Raw genomic sequence first — 503 nt, forward strand, 5'->3', positions numbered from 1 at the left:
GTAGAGCGTGCCTATCGTCGTACTGATTATTTAGAACAGCGCCGTGTCTATATGGATAAATGGGCGGCTTATGTCACGGGTCAAACCTAAAATATGGGATGAATAACCCCATTATCTGTGGATAACTTTAGCTCTCTTCTCTCTCATTCTCTCTCAATAAGACTCATAAATTATCACATTAGAAATTGTATGATAAAATATTGTTTTATATAAATAAAATACCTTCAAAAATGAACAAAAATGTGGTTAATAAATGATTATGATTTGTTTTTGTTTTTATAGTGAAAGGATTTTAGAATGACAGAAAATGATATTCTTTTAACTGACCGTGAAAGTGCAAAATTGCTTCATATGAGTGTTTCAACATTCCGCCGTCATGTAACCAATGGCTCTCTCCCAAAACCTTTAAAATTTGGCTTTTTATCCCGTTGGTTACAATCAGATCTTTTGAATGTCATCGAGCAAGCAAAACAGCAACGTTATAACGACGCGGCATAAAAAGA

At 34.0% G+C, this 503-nt stretch carries 1 protein-coding gene; it reads left to right on the forward strand.

From position 1 onward, the window contains the following. Positions 1-297 precede the first annotated feature (297 nt). Positions 298-498: an AlpA family transcriptional regulator gene (locus tag ACFIJJ_RS10270; protein WP_015856172.1), complete on the forward strand. Its 201-nt coding sequence runs from the start codon at positions 298-300 to the stop codon at positions 496-498. Positions 499-503: the final 5 nt, after the last annotated feature.

This window comes from Bartonella sp. TT29SHDZB, from assembly GCF_042193395.1.
Taxonomy (GTDB): domain Bacteria; phylum Pseudomonadota; class Alphaproteobacteria; order Rhizobiales; family Rhizobiaceae; genus Bartonella.